Source organism: Microbacterium sp. MM2322, from assembly GCF_964186585.1.
Lineage (GTDB): Bacteria > Actinomycetota > Actinomycetes > Actinomycetales > Microbacteriaceae > Microbacterium.
In genome coordinates this window covers 1,797,358-1,811,823 of record NZ_OZ075067.1, presented here as the reverse complement: position 1 = coordinate 1,811,823, position 14,466 = coordinate 1,797,358, and the positions used below count along the sequence as shown (strand labels likewise).

Annotated in this window: 14 protein-coding genes and 2 riboswitches; of the genes, 5 read left to right on the top strand and 9 right to left on the bottom strand. The window is 70.7% G+C overall.

Annotated elements, in window-relative coordinates:
• Positions 1-83 precede the first annotated feature (83 nt).
• Positions 84-1,007 carry a hypothetical protein gene (locus tag ABQ271_RS08895; RefSeq protein WP_349308420.1) on the top strand — a complete coding sequence of 308 codons (924 nt, stop codon included), beginning with the start codon at positions 84-86 and terminating at the stop codon, positions 1,005-1,007.
• A gap of 15 nt (positions 1,008-1,022) precedes the next feature.
• Here the strand turns inward: ABQ271_RS08895 and ABQ271_RS08890 are convergent, their stop codons facing one another.
• On the bottom strand, positions 1,023-1,232 hold the full coding sequence (locus ABQ271_RS08890; protein WP_349308419.1) for a hypothetical protein: 210 nt from the start codon (positions 1,230-1,232) through the stop codon (positions 1,023-1,025).
• Positions 1,233-1,372: 140 nt separating this feature from the next.
• On the opposite strand from ABQ271_RS08890, the gene ABQ271_RS08885 reads away from it, so the two are divergent.
• Complete coding sequence (locus tag ABQ271_RS08885; RefSeq protein WP_349308418.1) at positions 1,373-1,939, top strand: copper resistance CopC family protein; 567 nt, start codon at positions 1,373-1,375, stop codon at positions 1,937-1,939.
• A gap of 30 nt (positions 1,940-1,969) precedes the next feature.
• On the opposite strand, the gene ABQ271_RS08880 is transcribed toward ABQ271_RS08885, so the two are convergent.
• Entirely contained in the window at positions 1,970-2,518 is a 549-nt protein-coding gene (locus ABQ271_RS08880) for a type 1 glutamine amidotransferase domain-containing protein (RefSeq protein WP_349308417.1), read from the bottom strand.
• An 85-nt stretch (positions 2,519-2,603) separates the two neighbouring features.
• Here ABQ271_RS08880 and ABQ271_RS08875 point away from each other — a divergent pair, with 85 nt between their 5' ends.
• Positions 2,604-2,741, top strand: a complete 138-nt coding sequence (locus ABQ271_RS08875) for a hypothetical protein (protein ID WP_349308416.1) — start codon at positions 2,604-2,606, stop codon at positions 2,739-2,741.
• 35 nt (positions 2,742-2,776) lie between these two features.
• Here the strand turns inward: ABQ271_RS08875 and ABQ271_RS08870 are convergent, their stop codons facing one another.
• Complete coding sequence (locus ABQ271_RS08870; RefSeq protein WP_349308415.1) at positions 2,777-4,255, bottom strand: MDR family MFS transporter; 1,479 nt, start codon at positions 4,253-4,255, stop codon at positions 2,777-2,779.
• 186 nt (positions 4,256-4,441) lie between these two features.
• Between ABQ271_RS08870 and ABQ271_RS08865 the strand changes: the two genes are divergently transcribed.
• The gene (locus tag ABQ271_RS08865) at positions 4,442-6,325 is read left to right on the top strand and encodes an ABC transporter ATP-binding protein (protein ID WP_349308414.1); all 1,884 of its coding nucleotides are present in this window, start codon (positions 4,442-4,444) and stop codon (positions 6,323-6,325) included.
• A gap of 7 nt (positions 6,326-6,332) precedes the next feature.
• Here ABQ271_RS08865 and ABQ271_RS08860 read toward each other — a convergent pair whose 3' ends face one another.
• Genes ABQ271_RS08860 through ABQ271_RS08835 form a run of 6 tightly spaced genes read right to left on the bottom strand, consistent with a single transcriptional unit; the run spans position 6,333 to position 12,835 of the window.
• Positions 6,333-7,295, bottom strand: coding sequence for a glycosyltransferase family 2 protein (locus tag ABQ271_RS08860; protein WP_349308413.1), 963 nt, complete (start codon positions 7,293-7,295; stop codon positions 6,333-6,335).
• A complete protein-coding gene (locus ABQ271_RS08855; RefSeq protein ID WP_349308412.1) occupies positions 7,295-8,434 on the bottom strand; it encodes a cysteine desulfurase family protein in 1,140 nt (379 codons plus the stop codon). The genes ABQ271_RS08860 and ABQ271_RS08855 overlap by 1 nt, the downstream gene beginning before the upstream one ends.
• A 1-nt stretch (position 8,435) precedes the next feature.
• Positions 8,436-9,293 (bottom strand): carboxylating nicotinate-nucleotide diphosphorylase, encoded by an 858-nt coding sequence (gene nadC, locus ABQ271_RS08850; protein ID WP_349310876.1) that lies wholly within the window; start codon positions 9,291-9,293, stop codon positions 8,436-8,438.
• Positions 9,293-10,825, bottom strand: coding sequence for an L-aspartate oxidase (gene nadB, locus ABQ271_RS08845; RefSeq protein ID WP_349308411.1), 1,533 nt, complete (start codon positions 10,823-10,825; stop codon positions 9,293-9,295). The genes nadC and nadB overlap by 1 nt, the downstream gene beginning before the upstream one ends.
• Positions 10,822-12,147, bottom strand: coding sequence for a quinolinate synthase NadA (nadA, locus tag ABQ271_RS08840; protein WP_349308410.1), 1,326 nt, complete (start codon positions 12,145-12,147; stop codon positions 10,822-10,824). The genes nadB and nadA overlap by 4 nt, the downstream gene beginning before the upstream one ends.
• A gap of 10 nt (positions 12,148-12,157) precedes the next feature.
• Positions 12,158-12,835, bottom strand: coding sequence for an NrtR DNA-binding winged helix domain-containing protein (locus tag ABQ271_RS08835; RefSeq protein WP_349308409.1), 678 nt, complete (start codon positions 12,833-12,835; stop codon positions 12,158-12,160).
• 141 nt (positions 12,836-12,976) lie between these two features.
• Between ABQ271_RS08835 and ABQ271_RS08830 the strand changes: the two genes are divergently transcribed.
• Complete coding sequence (locus tag ABQ271_RS08830) at positions 12,977-14,149, top strand: MarP family serine protease (RefSeq protein WP_349308408.1); 1,173 nt, start codon at positions 12,977-12,979, stop codon at positions 14,147-14,149.
• Positions 14,150-14,211: 62 nt separating this feature from the next.
• Positions 14,212-14,297: riboswitch (glycine riboswitch) on the top strand.
• Positions 14,298-14,393, top strand: a riboswitch (glycine riboswitch).
• Positions 14,394-14,466 lie beyond the last annotated feature (73 nt).

Here is a 14,466-nt window from a genome sequence, read left to right as displayed (position 1 = left end):
CCGCCGCAGTTCGCCGCATGATGGGATGAGGAGTGCCAGGGCGCTGGCGAGGTGCATACGCGCGATGCGGGGAGGGAGACAGGGTGGCAGCTGTCCGGGAACATTTCCGTTCGGCCGATGTGGGTGAGGCGGAGTCGTACATCCACCGCAGCTACGGGAGCGTGGACCTCGATGCGCAAGACCTGGTCTTCGAGGAATCGAGCGTCGGCGACGACACGTTCGCTCTGCGACGCCTCAGCATCCGCGGCGGATACCGTGCCGAGTGCGACTTGGACGCCGTCATCGTGGTCCACAGCGATGCTCGGTACGAGTGGGAAATCGACGGAGAACGCGGTGACGCCGCGCAACCCGTCCTGTTCCAGCCGGGGGCCACGCTCGCGTGCCGCCTCGAGGACACCCGGGTGCGGGTCGTCGCCCTCCCGATAGGCGCCCTGACGGACCTGGCCCGGACGGTCTACAACGACGACACGCTCACCCTCAGGTTCGAGACGACTCGCGCCGTCGACACGGGGCTGCTCCGCGCCTGGCGTTCGGCATCCACTCTCGCTTTCGCTGCCGAGGACTCGCTCGACAACGACCTCGCGAGGGCGGCCCTGTTCCGTTCGATCGCCGTCACGACGCTGGAGGCGTTCCCGCTCGTCGGCGATCGTCGGGGGCGCGCCGAGAGCGTCGCTCAGCAGCAGCGGGCGTACCGGACGGCGGTCTCGTTCCTCGAGCAGAACGCATCGCTCCCGATCACCGTCGACGATGCCGCAGCGGCGGCCGGTGTGGGAAGCGCTGCGCTCCACCGGGCCTTCCTCGCACACTCGGTCGCCGGGAGGACGCCCATGGAGCACCTGACTTCGGTCCGGCTGGACGCCGCACACGCCGACCTCGCCGCGACCGCGATCGGCTCGGTGGCGGATCTTCGCGAGATCGCTTCGCGCTGGGGATTCACCGTCCCCTCCCTGACGAGTCACTATCTGGCCGTCTACGGCACCCGGCCCCAGGACCTCGTCGGGATCTAGCCCGGGGCGGCGGTGTCAGCCGGCTTCGGCCTCGGGCTGACCCGGTCCCGGCCCGGGCCGGAAGACGGCGTCATCCGCGATGTCGACCCTGGTCGTCCCGTCGTGCTCGGTCACGACGTAGTGCGCTTCGGCGGATGGCGCACCGCGGTCCTCGGGACCGTCCAGGTGCGCCGTCCCGTCTGCGTCATCGTTTGTGGCATCGGGCAGTTCGTCGTGGTCGTTCATCTGGGCTCCTCGAGTGGTGTTCGCGGTAGTTCACGCTACGGGCGGCTCCCACCGCACAGACGGGGCTTGCCGATCGTCGCGCGGCGGGGTAACTCTGCGCGACGCAGCCGGTCCATAACGACCGATGGCAGGGTGGAGGTATGACCGCTGCCCGGCTCCGCCCTGCCCGCCTCCGCTCCGCGCTGTCCCGCATCGCGCTCGCTTCCGCCGGCATCGCCACGCTGCTGGTGCTCGCAGTCGCCGCGCCGGCGTCGGCGCACGACGAGTTGCTCGGCAGCACGCCGTCGGCCAACGAGAAGCTCGCCGGTGCCCCGGCATCCGTCGTGCTGACGTACTCCGCTGCGATCATGCCGGAAGGCGCCACGGTCGTGGTGTGGGATGCCGACGGTAAGGACTGGGCGGCGGGGGACCCCGTCATCGACACCAACACGCTGACCCTGCCGCTGGACTCGGGGATGCCGGATGCGGGGTACCTCGTGGAGTGGCGAGTCGTGTCGAGCGACGGCCACCCGATCAGCGGCAAGATCCCGTTCGCCGTCGGTGACGCGGAGCCGCTGCAGTCGGTCAAGGGCGCGCCCGAGGCGACGGACGACGCGGCGTCGATCGTGCCGCTCGTCGTGGGCGTCGTCGTTGTGGTGGTCGTGGGCGTCGCCGTGATCGCGGTCGTGGCCGTCCGTCGACGCGCGACGCCTCCGACGCGCGACTGAGTCGCGGACGGAGGCGTCGGATGCCGGCGTTCAGACTGTCTGCGCGGCGTGGCGCCCTTCCGCGATCTCTTCGACCAGCTTCCGGTTGAAGGCGGGCAGGTCGTCGGGAGTGCGGCTCGACACGAGTCCGGCGTCGACGACGACCTCCTCGTCCTGCCACGTCGCCCCGGCGTTGACGAGGTCGGTGTGCAGGCTCGGGTAACTCGTGAGCGTACGGCCGCCGAGCACGTCGGCCTCGACCAGCAGCCACGCGGCGTGACAGATCGTGCCGACCGGCTTGTGCTGGGCGAAGAAGTCGCGTGCGAAGCGGACGGCTGCGGCGTCGAGGCGGAGATCGTCGGCGTTCACCACGCCGCCGGGGAGAACCAGGGCGTCGTAGTCGGCCGCCTCGGCATCCGAGGAGGTGGCGTCAACGGGCTGCTCGTGTCCGTTCTTGCCGGTGATGCTCCCGGTGTTCGGGGCGATGAGGACGGCGGTCGCCCCGGCATCCGTCACGGCTTGCCACGGCGACGTCAGTTCGCTGTCTTCGAATCCGTCGGTCGCGAGGAATGCGACGCGCTTTCCGGTGAGAGTGCTCATGCCTCGACGCTAGGCGGGGCGGTGCGCGGTCCTCAGGCCCTTGACCGCTGAGCCGACGCCGGTTACGCGGCGTAGCATGGACGCCATGGCCACCTCGAACCTGCCGACCCCGTCCCTCCAGCCGATCGCGACGCTCACGAACGCGACCGACGACAAGGACGCCGTGGAGCTTCTGGACGAGGGCGCCTCGTGCTGCGGCGGAGGATGCTGCAGCTCTAACTGACGCACGCCGTCGGAGCCGCCCGTCCCGCCACGCCGTCAGTGCGCGATGGCGGGAGCGTCATCCTCGTGGATCGCGGCGGGCTTGCGCACGAACAGCGCCAGCACGACCGCCGCGGTGGCGACGATCGCGCCCACGAGGAACGCCGAGTGGACGCCGTCGGCCTTCGCCAGCACCTCGTCGCTGCCCTCGGCGAGGCGAGCGGCCGTCGTGACCGTCATGATCGTGACGAACAGCGCCGTGCCCGCCGCGCCTGCCACCTGCTGCAGCGTTCCGACGGTCGCCGACCCATACGGGTAGAAGCGGCGGGGGAGCGACCCGAGCGCGGAGGTCAGCAGCGGCGTGAAGGTGAGCCCGAGTCCGAGGTTCAGGGTGAGGTGGACGGCGATCACGAACGGCACGGCCGTGGTCGCGTCGAACATGGTCATGCCCCACAGCGCGCCGGCGGCGATCACCATGCCGGGGATCACGAGCGGCGTCGGGCCGAAGCGGTCGAAGGCGTTTCCGACGAACGGGGCCATGACGCCCATGAGGATGCCGCCGGGCAGCAGCATCAGGCCGATGCCGAGGACGTCGAGGCCGAGCACCTGCTGCAGATAGATCGGCAGCAGGACGATCGATCCGAACAACGCCGCGAAGACGACGACGACGAGGACGACCGCAAGCGAGAAGGCGCGCGTCTGGAAGGTGCGGAGGTCGAGGAGCGCGCTGTCCGTCTTCTGGAGGTGCAGCTGGCGCAGGACGAAGAGGGCGAGTGCCACGACGCCGACGACGAGGGGGATCCAGACCGGTACCGGCGAGTGACCCGAAGCCGACTCCCCGATGGCGCTGAAGCCGTAGATCAGTCCACCGAAACCGAGCGCGGAGAGCGGTACGGACAGCACGTCGAAGCGCGCGTCGGGTCGCGTCTCGGTGACGTTCTTGACCCAGACCGCGCCGAGGGCGATCGCGACGAGGGAGATGGGAAGCATCACCCAGAAGATCGCGTGCCAGGTGAGCGTCGAGAGGATCAGGCCCGACACGGTCGGGCCGATGGCGGGGGCGACGGCGATCACGACCGTGATGGTGCCCATCATCCGTCCGCGGTGGGAAGGCGGAACGATGTTGAGCACCGTCGTGAACAGCAACGGCATCATGATCGCGGTGCCGCTCGCCTGCACGATCCGACCCGCCAGGAGGAACTCGAATCCGGGCGCGAGAGCGGCGATCAGGGTGCCGGCGGCGAACAGGCTCATCGCCGTGAAGAAGACGGCGCGGAGCGGGAACCGCTCGAGGAGGAAGCCGGTCAGGGGGATGACGACGGCCATGGTCAACAGGAACCCGGTGGTCAACCACTGGCCCGTGGCGACGGTGATGCCGAGGTCGGCGACGATGTCGGTCAGCGCGACGCTCATCGTCGTCTCGTTCAGGATGACGACGAAGGCTGCGACGACGAGCAGGGCGATGACTGGGCCGGTCCTGGTGGGCGCCGGCTCCGGCGAGACGGTGGGTGTGGTGGCGGTGTCCGAAAGGGGCACGGGGGTCCTTCGCGTGGGAGGTTGCGGCTAGTGCTCTGCGGTAGCCCGGCAACGTGATCAGGGTGGAGCGTGACGGCAGTCGGCGCACGAGAGCGCAAGCGACGCGGATCGTTCAGCCTAACGGGCGAGCGGCGTCGTCCATTCCCGGCGGAGCCGACGACCTCGGCCCGGGGCTATGGTGACGTCATGAGTATGGGCGGACCCGGGGGCGGTCGGGGCGGGTTCCGCGCGGTCGACGAAGAGGCGCAGCGGCGGCGCAACGCATCGGCGCCCGAGGTCCCGGATCTCGGCCGTCGAGTGGTGGCGTTGTTCCGTCCCTATCGTGCTCGGCTCGCGGTGACCGCGGTCCTCGTCGTCGTGGGCGCGGCGGTCGGCGTGATCCCGCCACTCCTCGTCCAGCGGATCTTCGACGACGCCCTGTTCCCCGTCGACGGATCCTCTCCGCGGCTCGGACTGCTCGGCATTCTCGTGCTGTCGATGATCGGGCTGTTCGTGCTGGGAGCCGGCCTCGCCATCGCGCAGACGTGGTTCACCTCGACGGTCGGCAACCGCGTGACGGGCGACCTGCGGGTGCGGCTGTTCGCACACCTGCAGGCGATGGACCTCGGCTTCTTCACCCGGACGAAGACGGGCGTCATCCAATCGCGTCTGCAGAACGATGTGGGCGGGGTGTCCGGTGTCCTCACCAACACGGTGACGAGCATCCTCGGCAACACCGTCACGGTCATCTCGGCACTCGTCGCGATGCTGCTGATCGACGTGCGGCTGACTCTCATCGCCGTCGTCATGATGCCGGTGCTGATCCTCGTGCAGCGCCGCGTCGGCCAGGTGCGCGCCCGCATCGCGGGGCAGACCCAGGAGTCTTTGTCCGAGCTCAGCGCGATCACGCAGGAGACGCTGAGCGTCTCCGGCATCCTGCTGTCGAAGTCCTTCAACCGCCAGGGCGCTGAGTCCGACCGCTATGCCGCGGAGAACCGGACCCAGATCGGCCTCCAGGTGCGGCAGGCGATGAGCGGCCAGGGCTTCTTCGCGGTCGTGCAGATCATCATGTCCTCGGTCCCCGCGATCATCTACCTCGTCGCGGGCTTCTTCATCACGGGCGATTCGGTCCCCATCACGGCGGGCGCGGTCGTGGCATTCACGACGGTCCAGGCGCGGCTGCTCATGCCGCTCATGGGACTCATGCGGGTCGCCCTCGACGTCCAGACCTCCCGTGCCCTCTTCGCCCGCATCTTCGAATACCTCGACCTCCGTCCCGCGATCGCCGACACCGCCGACGCGATCGATGTCGCCGACGCACCCGGTCCGGTGGGACGGATCGAGTTCCGCGACGTGTCGTTCCGATATCCGGATGCCGGGCCCCAGAGCCCCGCGACCCTCGACGGGGTGTCGTTCGTCGCCGAGCCGGGGCAGCACGTCGCGTTCGTCGGACCGTCGGGCGCCGGCAAGACGACGATCCTGTACCTCGCGCCGCGCCTGTACGAGCCGGTGGCGGGAGCGGTCCTCTTCGCCGGAGCCGACGTCCGTGGGCTGACCCAGGCGTCGGTGATCGACCGCATCGGCATCGTCTCGCAGGAGACCTACCTCTTCCACGCGTCGATCCGCGACAACCTCCGCTACGCGAGGCCGGATGCGACGAATGCCGAGATCGAAGCCGCGTGCGTCGCCGCCAACATCCACCACGTCATCGCGGGCTTCGAGGACGGCTACGACACGGTCGTGGGCGAGCGCGGCTACCGGCTCTCGGGCGGCGAGAAGCAGCGCATCGCGATCGCTCGTGTGCTGCTGAAGGATCCGCCGGTCCTGCTTCTCGATGAGGCCACGTCGGCGCTCGACACCGTTTCGGAGCGGGTCGTGCAAGAGGCGATCGACGAGGCCGCGCGCGGTCGAACGACTCTGTCGATCGCGCACCGCCTGTCGACGGTGATCGCGGCCGACGTCATCCACGTCGTCGAGGCCGGCCGCATCGTGGAGTCCGGGACGCACACCGAGCTCCTTGCGGCGGGCGGTCTGTACGCCGAGCTCGCCGCGCAGCAGGTCGCGGCCGGGCGCATCGAGGGTGCGAGCTAGGCCGCTCTCACCAGGTGCGCGCTTCTGCGAGGAGCGAAGCGGATGCCTCGTCGAGTGTGACGTTCTCGCGGACGGCGCGATCGCTGAGTTCCCGCGTGAAGGCGCCCAGCAGCTGCCGGTACACGTCGTCGGGGTGGTGCTCGGCGACGCGGACGAGAGCGGGGACGTCCATGTCGAGGATGAGGCGGACCCGCGAGCGCGCCGCCGCCGGGTGACCGGCGGCATCCAGCACCGCGAGACCGTCGCGCATGCCCTCGAGGTAGTCCTGCAGGACGGGCACCGCGTGACGTCGCTGCGTGATCGAGGTGCCGTCGGCGCGCTCGCGCCAGTGCACGACGACATCGGGGATCACGTCGACCGCCGCCGCGGCGGCGTAGAGACGCTGGGCGACGACCTGGTCCTCGTACGCCTTGTCCTCGGTGAACCGCAGCCCCTCGCGACGCCAGAGGTCGATCCGGCTGATCTTCGACCAGGCGACGATGTTGCCTGAGACGTCGGGGTGCTCTGCGAGCGTCGTGCGTCGTCGGGCGGGTGAGGTGGATGCCGCGACCCAGGGCTGGACGATGCCCGGGGCGTAGTGACCCGCGGCATCCGCTCGGAGGCGCACGTACGCGCCCACGGCGACATCGCTGCCCGATTCCTCGAGACTGCCGACCAGGGCCTCGAGCGCTCCCGGGGTCATGATGTCGTCGGCGTCGAAGAACCCGACGTAAGGGGTGTCGACGAGGTCGAGCGCCTCGTTCCGGGAGGCGCCGAGACCCCGTGCCACCTCGTGGCGGACGAGGGTGAAACGCGGATCCTGCGCGGCCACCTCGGCGAAGATCTCCGCCGTGGTGTCACGCGACGCGTCATCGACCAGGATGGCGCGGAAGTCGGTGCGCGTCTGGGCGCGGAGGGAAGCGAGGGCTTCTTCTGCGAACGCGCCGACGTCGCGTCCGGGCACGATCACAGTGACGGTCGGGGTGCTCATCATCGCGATCGTACCGCCGCTACCGATGCAGCCACCGCATCGGCGAGCGGACCCGGATCGACCGCAGCATGGTGACCGAGGCTGAACCGGACGGAGGTCTGCGCGACCTCGGGGGCGATGCCCAGAGCGAGCAGCACGTGCGAGGGCTCGTCGCTGCCGGCGGCGCAGGCCGACCCGCTCGAGGAGACGACGCCGCGACGCTCCAGTTCGAGGAGCACCGCTTCGCCGCTGACTCCCGCGAAGGTGAAGCTCGCTGTCCCCGGGAGCCGGCGAGAGGGATGCCCCGTCAGCCGAGCTTCGGGAACGAGGGTCAGGACCCGCGCGGTGAACGCGTCGCGGAGTGCGGCGACACGGTCGGCCGCCGCGCTGCGCTCCGCCTCGGCGAGTTCGAGCGCGCCGGCGAGCCCCACCGCGCCGGCGACGTTCTCGGTGCCGCTGCGTCGATCGCGTTCCTGCCCGCCGCCGTGCAGGAGCGGTTCGAGGGGGACCCGCCCGCGAATCGCCAGCACCCCGATGCCCTGCGGGGCGCCGATCTTGTGGCCCGCGATCGACAGCGCATCCGCCCCGGTGCCCGCCAGGGTGAGCCAGCCGGCCGCCTGGACGGCGTCGAGGTGGAGCGGGATGCGGGCCGCCGCCGTGACGGCGGCGAGGGCCACGGCATCCTGCACCGTCCCGATCTCATTGTTGGCGTACCCGAGCGAGACGAGCACGGTGTCCTCGCGCAGAGCGTCCGCGAGCACGTCGGGAGAGACGAGGCCGTCGCCGTCGACGTCGAGACGCGTCGCCGCGACGCCGTGCACCCGTTCGAGGAAGTCCACCGACGCGAGTACCGACTCGTGCTCGATCGCGCTCGTGACGATGTGACCGGGGCGGCCGCGGCGGAGGAGCGACGCGACGGCGACGCCCTTGATCGCGAGGTTGTTCGCCTCGGTCGCTCCTGACGTGAAGATGATGTCGCCCGGGCGCATCCCGACGATGGCCGCGACGCGGCGGCGAGCGTCGTCGAGGGCAGCGGCGGCATCCTCTCCCACCGTGTGGTGGCTCGAGGGGTTGCCGAAGCGTTCGCCGAGGAACGGCAGCATCGCCGCCCGCACCTCGGGGCGCACCGGGCCGGTCGCGGCGTGATCGAGGTAGAGCACGTCAGGCCTCGTCGATGCGGACGTCCAGTCCCAGGTCGAGCGCGCGCGCGGAGTGGGTCAGAGCCCCGACCGAGATGACGTCGACACCGGTCTCGGCGATCGAACGGACCGTCTCGAGCGAGACGCCGCCGGACGCCTCCACCGTGGCGCGGCCTGCAACCTGCGCGACGCCGGTGCGGAGGTCGTCGAGCGAGAAGTTGTCGAGCATGATCGTGCCGATCCCGGCGGCCAGGACAGCCTCGATCTGATCGAGCCGGTCGACCTCGACCTCGATGTGGGCCGTGTGGGAAAGGCGGGTCTTCGCGTCGCGGAGGGCCTCGGTGACGGACATCCCCGAGCGGGTCAGCACGGCGAGGTGGTTGTCCTTGGCCATGACGGCATCCGACAGGGAGTAGCGGTGGTTCGCTCCGCCGCCGCTCCGAACGGCGTGGCGTTCGAAGGCACGCAGGCCCGGCGTCGTCTTGCGGGTGTCGGCGATCCGGACCCCCGTGCCGGCGACGGCGTCGACGTAGCGAGCGGTCATCGTCGCGATGCCCGACATTCGCTGCGCGAAGTTCAGGCCGATCCGCTCCGCGGTGAGGATGGCGCGGGCGGGGCCGGTGACGACGGCGAGGACGTCTCCGACGGTGAAGCGCCCCCCGTCCTCGACGCGCACGTCGACGTCCACTCGATCATCCGTCAGCGCGAAGGCGGCGGCGAACACGGCGCCGCCGCTGAACACGCCCTCTTCGCGCGAGACGAGTTCCGCGATAGCGGTGGCGGATGCCGGGATCAGCGCCTCGCTCGTGATGTCCCCCCACGGGGCGTCCTCGAGGAGCGCGGCGCGGACGGTGGTCTCGATGACGGCGGGTGAGAGCATCACGCGGCCCCCTCTAGGTCGGATCGGACAGCGGAGACGGCGGGATCGTCCGTGCGCAGGTGGGAGCCGACCGAGCCCGTCCGCGCAGCGGCGGCGGCGACCATGAGCTCCGCGACCTGCCGCAGGTTCGCGTCCTCGTGCTCTCGGAGCGTGCGCGGAGCAGTGGCGTCGGACCGCCAGGCGGCGAGGGTGCGGGCCGCGTGGCGGAGACCCTCGCCATCGCGGGAGACACCGGCATCCGTCCACAGGAGCTCCTGCAGCGCGCGCCGAGTGAACGGGGGGTGCGGGATGCCGTCGGTCGTCGCCGCCGGGGTCGAAGCCGACGTGCGGCCGGGGACGGGCCACGGGGCGCCTGCATCCGCAGCGACGGCGGCGCCCGCCCGGGCCCCGAAGACGGCGCCCTCGAGCAGCGAGTTCGACGCGAGGCGGTTGGCCCCGTGGACGCCCGTGCGCGCGACCTCGCCGACCGCGTACAGGCCGGGCAGGTCGGTGCGGCCGTCCAGATCGGTGACGATACCGCCCATGAGGTAGTGGGCGGCCGGGGTTACCGGGATGGGTTCGCGGGCCCAGTCGAGCCCGCGAGCGCGAACGGCGGCGTCGATCGTGGGGAATCGTTCTGCGAGGAAGGCCGCGCGTTCGAGAGCGTCGGCGCTGTGGACGGCGGTTGCGTCGAGGAGGACGGGCCGACCGCCCTGACGGGACATCGCATCCGTGATCGCCCGGGCGACCACGTCGCGGGGCGCGAGCTCACCGTCGGGGTGCACGTCGAGGGCGAATCTGCGCCCGCTCTCGTCGCGGAGTACGGCGCCCTCGCCGCGGACGGCCTCCGAGACGAGAAAGGCGTCGCCGACGGCGAGGACGGTGGGGTGGAACTGCATGAACTCGAGGTCGCGGACGCTCGCCCCTGCCCGCGCCGCCACGGCGATGCCATCGCCCGTCGCCACGGCGGGGTTCGTGGAGTGCGCGAAGAGCTCGCCCGCGCCGCCCGTGGCGAGCACCACCGCATCTGCATCGATCCGCTCGCCGTCGAGGAGAGCAACACCGCCGACGCGACCCCCACGAAGCACGAGGTCGGTGACGAAGGCATGCTCGCGGATGTCGACACGGCTCGCCCGCACCCGGCGGACGAGGGCGCGTTCGATCTCGGCGCCGGTGGCGTCCCCACCGGCGTGCAGGATGCGCGGGAACGAGTGGGCACCCTCGAGACCGGCGCGGAGGGTGCCGTCGTCGTCTCGGTCGAACTGCACACCCGCGGCGATGAGGTCGCGGATGCGATCGGGGCCCTCGGTGACGAGGACCTCGACGGCAGCCGGGTCGGCGAGGCCCGCTCCGGCGACGAGTGTGTCGTGGGCGTGATCAGCCGCGCGGTCGGCGGGGGAGAGGACCCCCGCGATCCCGCCCTGGGCGTAACGGGTGTTCGCCTCGGAGAGCGCGCCCTTCGTGACGAGGGTGACCGTGCACCCCGCGGCGTCTGCCCGGAGCGCAGCGCTCAGTCCGGCGATCCCGGAGCCGACGACGACCACCGTGGTCACGGCTTGGCCGCCAGCATCCGCTCGAGGGCGACCCGCGCCGGTTCGGCGACGTCGGCCGTCACTGTGATGCGGTTGAGCACCTCACCGGCGACGAGACCCTCGAGCACCCACGCGAGGTATCCGGGGTGGATGCGGTACATCGTGGAGCAGGGGCAGACGACGGGGTCGAGGCAGAAGATCTCGTGCTGCGGGAACTGCGCCGCGAGGCGCTGCACCAGGTTGATCTCCGTGCCGATCGCGAAGGTCGTCGGCTCGGTCGCGGCGGCGATGGCCTTCCGGATGTAGTCCGTCGAACCCGCCTCGTCCGCGGCGTCCACGACGTCCATCGGGCACTCGGGGTGCACGATGACGCGGACGCCCGGGTGCTCGACGCGGGCGGCGGCGATCTGGTCGACCGTGAACCGGCGGTGCACCGAGCAGAAACCGTGCCAGAGGATGACGCGGGCATCCTCGAGCTCCGCCTCGGTAGAGCCGCCGAGAGCCTTGCGCGGGTTCCACATCGGCATCTGCTCGAGGGGCACGCCCATCGCCTTGGCAGTGTTGCGTCCCAGGTGCTGGTCGGGGAAGAAGAGCACCCGCCGGCCCCGCGCGAACGCCCACTCGAGGACGGTCCGCGCGTTGGACGACGTGCAGACGATCCCGCCGTGGCGTCCCACGAATCCCTTGATCGCGGCGGAGGAGTTCATGTACGTCACGGGGATGACGGGGACCAGGCCATCGGCATCCGGTGTCTCCATATCGCCGTACATGTCGGCGAGCTGCTCCCAGCAGTCCTCGACCTGATCGATGTCGGCCATATCGGCCATCGAGCAGCCGGCGGCGAGATTGGGCAGGATCACCGCCTGCTCGGGGCGGGAGAGGAGATCGGCCGTCTCTGCCATGAAGTGCACGCCGCAGAACACGATCGCCTCGGCATCCGGGTGCTCCAGCGCGGCGTTCGCCAGCTGGAACGAGTCGCCGACGTAGTCCGCGTGGACGACGACCTCCTCGCGCTGGTAGAAGTGCCCGAGCACGACGACGCGATCGCCGAGCGTCGCCTTCGCGGCGACGATGCGGGCGGCGAGCTCGGCCTCATCCGCCTCCCGATACGCCGCCGGCAGCTGTCCCTGCCGAGGGGTGCCCGTCGGGATGACGTCGCCCATCGATGAGCCGGGGCCGTATCCCGGCCGCGTGTCGAACGTCCAGGGACCGGCGGCGAGATCGGTGTTGCAGGTCTCGGTGGTCGCCTCGCCGGCGACGATCGCCTGGATCTCGTGATCGACGCTGGGGTCGACGGGGTGGTCGACGGCGCGGGGCTGCAGGGTGAGGGGAGTGGCGGTCATGACGGATCCTTCACTGCGGGAGCGGGCCACGATCGGCCAGCTCGACGTCCTGGTTGTATCGGTAGAGACGGGCCGGCCGGTGGCTGCCGGTGCGGAAGTCGTCGGTGGGGATGAGGGTGCCCGAGCCTTCGACCTGTCGACGGAAGTTAGCCGGGTCGAGGCGACGGTCGAGGATCGCCTCATACACCTCGCGGAGCTCCGCGAGAGTGAACCGGTCGGGGAGGAAGCCGTGTGCAATGCGGCTGTAGCCCACCTTGTTGCGCAGGCGCCAGAGGGCGTAGTCGACGATGTGGTTGTGGTCGAAGGCGAGCTCCGGCAGGTCGGTCGCATCGAACCAGGCGACGTTGTGCTGCTCGGTGGCCTCGGTGACGTCTTCACGCACGAGTGCCCAGTAGACGATCGAGACGACGCGTCCGGGGGAGCGGCCGACGTCGCCGAACGCGTACAGCTGCTCCAGGTAGCTCGGCGCCAGCCCCGTCGTCTCGGCGAGGGTGCGGGATGCCGTCGCGTCGATGTTCTCGGCGGGGTCGACCCAGCCTCCGGGGAGGGCCCACTGGCCCTCGTGCGGGTCGCGCGTCCGGCGCACCAGCGGCAGCTCGATGCGGGCGTCGTCGGCGTCTCGGCGCAGCCGGAAGATGACCGTCGAGACCGCGACGCCGATGGGGGTGGGGGGAGTTGTTCTTGTCATGGTGACCTTAAGTGGTGATCCGATCTTAAGGTCATGATGACCAGAAGCGCAAAACATGAGCCGATTCCCAGCAGCCGCCGCCTACTCTGATCGAGAGGTACCGCCGGCTCTCCCGAGTGGACTCGCCCAGGAAGGATCGCCGTGCTCGTCGTCGACATCATCGTCGTGCTCGTCCTCATCGCCGCGCTCTTCGGCGGTCTCCTTCGTGGCCTCGTCGCCACGGCCGGCACGCTCATCGGCATCGTCCTCGGCGCGGTCCTCGCGGTGTGGCTCACCCCGGTGATCGCGCCGACCTTCTCGGGCTGGGAGTACCGGAGTCTCGTCCTCGCCCTCATCGCCCTCGGCATCGTCGTCGCTCTGGCGTCGATCGGCACCGCTGTCGGCGCACGCCTGCGCCGAGGCGTCGACAAGGCGAAGCTCGCCCCCGTCGACCGCATCCTCGGAGGGGTCGTCAACACCGCCGCCGCGGCCGTCGTCCTCCTGCTCGCGAGCGGTGCGATCGTCGGATCCGGGATGCCGGGTGTCGCCCCCGCCGTCGCCTCCTCCCGCGTGCTCGGCGCCATCGACGCCCTCACCCCTCCCGGCCTCGACTCTGCGCTCGCCGAGTTCCGCGGCTTCATCGTCGACGAGGGCATCCCGCGCGTCGGCGAGCTGCTCGCCCCCGAGGTCGAGCCGACGGCGCCCCCCGTCTCGCTCGACGATCCGCAGCTGCAGCGGGCCGGGGCATCCGTCGCCCGCATCAGCGGTAACGCCTACGCCTGCGGAGCGTCGCTGACGGGGTCGGGATTCGTCGTCGCCGAGGACCTCGTCGTCACGAACGCGCACGTCGTCGCGGGCGTCGACACTCCGCTCGTCGAGCTTCCCGGACGGGATGCCGAGGAGGGTCGCATCGTCTACTTCGATCCGATCGACGACCTCGCCGTCATCAGCGTCTCCGGTCTGGGTGCGGCGCCGCTGCCGATCGTCGGCGACGTCGCGGCCGGCACTCCCGTCGCGGTGCAGGGGTACCCGCTCGGTGGACCCTTCACGAGCAGCGCGGCGTACGTGCTCTCCGTCGGCGATGCCATCGTGTCGGACATCTACGAGAAGAGCTCGCAGCCCCGCGAGATCTACGCGCTCGAAGCCGACGTCCGCCCCGGCAATTCGGGCGGCCCGCTCCTCACCGAGAACGGCGAAGTGACCGGCGTGGTGTTCGCCCGCGGCCAGGACGACGCGACCCGCGGGTACGCGATGACGACCGACGAGCTCCGCCCGGCGCTGGACGTGTCGCCGGACGCGCCCACCGTCTCGTCGGGGGAGTGCACGACCGACTGACGCCGTATCCGCGCAGCGGGGCCCGGTGATAGGCTCGCGCTCACAATCGCACACCGGACCATCGCGTCTGCTCGGGAGAAGCCCTCGTGGCTGCCGAAGGAGCAATCCCTCCCCGGAATCTCTCAGGCCCCCGTACCGAGCCGACATGGTCACTCTGAAAAGCGGCATCCTCTGCGGATGCCCGCCGACGGGGCAAGCGGGCATCGCCCGTGAAATCTCTCAGGCCGATGACAGAGGGGGAGGAACTCACCCGCATCCCGCTGCGCCGTCAGGAGTTCCGTTGTTCCCACTGTCACACCCACCCGCTCGAGCATCGC

Excerpts from the sequence above, each read along its gene's own strand:
- ABQ271_RS08890 (WP_349308419.1), bottom strand. The coding sequence starts at position 1,232 with ATGAACGACCACGACGAACTGCCCGATGCCACAAACGATGACGCAGAC.
- ABQ271_RS08885 (WP_349308418.1), top strand. The coding sequence starts at position 1,373 with ATGACCGCTGCCCGGCTCCGCCCTGCCCGCCTCCGCTCCGCGCTGTCC.
- ABQ271_RS08880 (WP_349308417.1), bottom strand. The coding sequence starts at position 2,518 with ATGAGCACTCTCACCGGAAAGCGCGTCGCATTCCTCGCGACCGACGGA.
- ABQ271_RS08875 (WP_349308416.1), top strand. The coding sequence starts at position 2,604 with ATGGCCACCTCGAACCTGCCGACCCCGTCCCTCCAGCCGATCGCGACG.
- ABQ271_RS08865 (WP_349308414.1), top strand. The coding sequence starts at position 4,442 with ATGAGTATGGGCGGACCCGGGGGCGGTCGGGGCGGGTTCCGCGCGGTC.
- ABQ271_RS08860 (WP_349308413.1), bottom strand. The coding sequence starts at position 7,295 with ATGAGCACCCCGACCGTCACTGTGATCGTGCCCGGACGCGACGTCGGC.
- nadC (WP_349310876.1), bottom strand. The coding sequence starts at position 9,293 with ATGCTCTCACCCGCCGTCATCGAGACCACCGTCCGCGCCGCGCTCCTC.
- nadA (WP_349308410.1), bottom strand. The coding sequence starts at position 12,147 with ATGACCGCCACTCCCCTCACCCTGCAGCCCCGCGCCGTCGACCACCCC.
- ABQ271_RS08835 (WP_349308409.1), bottom strand. The coding sequence starts at position 12,835 with ATGACAAGAACAACTCCCCCCACCCCCATCGGCGTCGCGGTCTCGACG.